This window comes from Bariatricus sp. HCP28S3_A4 (assembly GCF_052066395.1).
In the GTDB taxonomy this organism is placed as follows: Bacteria; Bacillota; Clostridia; order Lachnospirales; family Lachnospiraceae; genus Allocoprococcus.
This window is the reverse complement of the sequence record NZ_JBQHSE010000069.1, coordinates 1-3,424: the sequence shown is the minus strand read 5'-3', so window position 1 is coordinate 3,424 and position 3,424 is coordinate 1. Positions and strand designations below refer to the sequence as shown.

4 protein-coding genes are annotated in these 3,424 nt (G+C 43.0%); 3 read left to right on the top strand and 1 reads right to left on the bottom strand.

Translation table 11 applies throughout. The features are described 5' to 3' along the window. Positions 1-238: 238 nt before the first annotated feature. Positions 239-478, bottom strand: a complete 240-nt coding sequence (locus ACTNBF_RS16295; RefSeq protein WP_441089691.1) for a hypothetical protein — start codon at positions 476-478, stop codon at positions 239-241. A 17-nt stretch (positions 479-495) separates the two neighbouring features. Between ACTNBF_RS16295 and ACTNBF_RS16290 the strand changes: the two genes are divergently transcribed. The 3 genes from ACTNBF_RS16290 to pfkB are packed head-to-tail and all read left to right on the top strand — an operon-like array spanning position 496 to position 3,336. Continuing rightward, complete coding sequence (locus ACTNBF_RS16290; protein ID WP_441089690.1) at positions 496-1,755, top strand: glycoside hydrolase family 3 C-terminal domain-containing protein; 1,260 nt, start codon at positions 496-498, stop codon at positions 1,753-1,755. A gap of 36 nt (positions 1,756-1,791) precedes the next feature. Continuing rightward, the gene (locus ACTNBF_RS16285) at positions 1,792-2,361 is read left to right on the top strand and encodes an MFS transporter (RefSeq protein WP_427820801.1); all 570 of its coding nucleotides are present in this window, start codon (positions 1,792-1,794) and stop codon (positions 2,359-2,361) included. Positions 2,362-2,406: 45 nt separating this feature from the next. Continuing rightward, the gene (gene pfkB, locus ACTNBF_RS16280; protein ID WP_441026908.1) at positions 2,407-3,336 is read left to right on the top strand and encodes a 1-phosphofructokinase; all 930 of its coding nucleotides are present in this window, start codon (positions 2,407-2,409) and stop codon (positions 3,334-3,336) included. Positions 3,337-3,424 lie beyond the last annotated feature (88 nt).

Sequence of the window (3,424 nt, the reverse complement as noted above, 5' to 3'; positions counted from 1 at the left end):
TTGAAAAATGCACCCACCCGGGAGCTTTATTAAAGTTACCCTTTTTTACCATCGGTACGAAAAAAGAATTTTGGGCTAATTTATACTTGACTTTTCATAGCTGGTCTCCTTTTGGGTTCATATTATAGATACACTTTCATTATATCTGTGATTCATCTAAACAACAACCCCTAAATGGATTGACCAAGGGGACAGGTTCCGTGTCTCATTTATTTGTCACGGAACCTGTCCCCGTATTTCACAAAAACTGTTTTTTGTCTTCCGGCTGCAGGAGTGCATAGACACTTCCCTGGAAGGAAGCGGCAATTTCCAGTTCACCATAGCTGCTGGATTCGAAATCACAGTATCCGTCGAAGGCATCCTGAAGGAGAAGCCGGAGTTCCTGGCCGTCGTCACTGCTCATGTAGTCTTTCAGCATCATGCAGCAGGTATGGATATTTTCATAGTATTTCCGATAATCGGGATGAAATTCTAGCATCCAATGACTGGCGGAAAATGCAAATCCCATACGTGGCATGTTGCGACGCGGATGGAAATGTGACAGAGGAATCGTTGAAAGCGGCAAAGGAAGCGGCTGCAAAGCATGAAATAGCTGTGGTCGTTGCAGGACTTCCGGATGCTTATGAATCGGAGGCTCTTGACCGGGAGAATATGATGCTTCCTAAGGGGCATAACCGAATGATCGAAGCGGTTTCTTCCGTAAATGACAATACGGTCGTCCTTCTTCTTGGCGGGAGTGCCATGGAGATTCCGTGGGAAGAAAAAGTGAAAGCAATTCTGTACATGGGACTCCCCGGTCAGGCAGGAGGAGAGGCGGCATATAATCTGCTGACGGGAAAAGCAGTTCCGTCCGGAAAATTGACAGAAACCTGGCCGCTGTCCTATCAGGATGTGGCTTCAAGGGAGACGTTTGAAAAGAAAAATGTAGAATACCGGGAAGGTATCTATGTGGGATACCGCTATTATGACAAGGCAGATAAAGAGGTACGCTATCCATTTGGATATGGACTTTCTTATACCACATTTGCCTACAGTGATATGAAGATTCAAGAGCAGCAGGTGTCTGTTACAATCAAAAATACCGGAGCGATAGCCGGAGCGGAGGTCGTACAGCTTTATATTGCTCCACCGGAAGAGGGAATTTTCAGACCGAAGAAAGAACTGAAAGGGTTTGCTCGCGTAGAATTACAGCCGGGTGAAGCACAAACAGTATGCTTTACATTGGATGAGAGAAGCTTTGCCATCTGGAATCAAGGGTGGAGGATTCCGGAAGGTGACTATGTGGTGATGATTGGCTCTTCAAGCAGAAATCTTTTACTTACGCAAACAGTGAAAGTGAGCGGGGAGAACATCGAAGCTCCGGCATGGCAAAAAGGAAGCTGGTATGAAAAGGCCAAAGGACTTCCGGGGCGTGAGGAATGGGAAAAACTGATGGGACATGCAGTACCTGTGACAGAGGAACCGAAGAAAGGGCATTTTACTTTGGATAATACCTGTATGGAGATGAAAGACAGTTTTGTTGTCATGAAGATTCAGTATAAAGTAACGGAAAATATTATTGCAAAAAGTTATGGCGGAAAAAAAGATATGTCAAATCCGTCTTATCGCATGACACTGATCTGTGCGGTGGACTGTCCGCTTCGTGCAGCGGTCATTAACAGTGGAGGTACAATGAATGATTCACTTGCGAAGGGATTACTTCAGATGGCTAATGGACACTATCTTAAGGGGATTGCAGCAATGGTGGGAAAATAATGATAGCAAGCTATATAAAATAAGGAGAAGATAAAAATGAGGGATACAAAAAAGAATTGGCTTCCGGCCAGCCGGATCAAATCGGCAGATGTGACAAAAGGTGAGAAATGGTTGGGGTATTTGGTGGGACCGGCAGGAGCACTCTTGCTGAATGCAGTACTTGCATCTTATCTAAATGTCTATTATACGGATGTACTGAAGCTTACAGGCGTCTGGGGCGGTGCATTCTTGATGGTATTTCCGATTCTGTCCAAAGTAATTGATGCAGTTACAAACATCGCAATGGGACAGCTGATCGATCGTACAAAGACAAAAGAAGGAAAAGCACGTCCATGGATGCTTTTGTCGGCAGTGCTCTTGCCGATTACCGGAATACTCCTGTTTGCGGTACCGAATGCTTCTGTGACGGTACAGGTTATTTGGGTTATGATTACCGGAATTATCGTAGCGATGCTGTCCCCACCTCTGCTTCTGTCCCCACCTCTGTTTCTGCGAAAACGGAGAAAAGACAAAACAATCATAAATAATCAAAATAAATCAAATTTGTGCAATATATCTAAAACAGAAATTGAATGTTTGCGGATTAGTATGATTGACTATGACTGAAAATGAAGATATAATACAATCATAAAAAAGACAGGAGGTAAAAAGATGATTTATACGGTTACGTTTAATCCATCGCTGGATTACATTGTTTCTGTTGACAATTTTAGATTGGGTTTGACCAATCGTACGAATTCTGAGTTACTTCTTCCGGGAGGAAAAGGAATCAATGTATCAACTGTACTTGGAAATCTTGGAATTGAGAATACCGCATTGGGATTTGTTGCCGGGTTTACTGGTAAAGAGATTATCAGATGTATGAAATTGTCAGGAGTAAAATCGGATTTTATTGAACTTGATCATGGAATATCAAGAATTAATCTGAAGCTAAAATCGATTGATGGAATGGAGATTAATGGATCTGGTCCTGATATTAATGAAGAAGCGGTTGAACAACTAATGAAGAAACTGGATATTCTGGGGAAGGATGACATCTTGATTTTAGCAGGAAGTATTCCGAGTACGATGCCTGATGATATTTACCGGAGAATCATGGATAAGCTTCAGGGAAGAGGGGTTACATGTGTCGTGGATGCGACTCGGGAGCTGTTGTTAAATGTATTGGAATACCATCCGTTTTTGGTGAAACCGAATAACCATGAATTGGGGGAGATATTTCAGGTGGAATTAAAGACAAGAGAGGAAGTTATCCCTTATGCTAAAAGACTTCAGGAAATGGGAGCTGCTAACGTATTAGTATCTATGGCTGGCGAAGGAGCGGTTTTGGCTGCGGAAAATGGAAAGATTTATGCTACGTCCGCACCTAAAGGAGTATTAAAAAATGCTGTTGGTGCAGGCGACTCAATGGTGGCAGGATTTGTTGCGGGATGGATGGAGAAACAGAATTATGAATATGCATTTCATATGGGCGTTTCAGCTGGAAGTGCAAGTGCTTTTTCGGATTTACTGGCAACTAAAGAAGAAATCCAACGTGTTTATCAACAAGTATGTGATCGGGTAGTGTCAAGTAATCTATGAAAAACTGGGCCGAAAAAAACAGGCTCAAACGAACCTTGAAAATTGCAAATATATAAGACGGAAGGCCCTCCGGGGGCTCAGGGCGCTG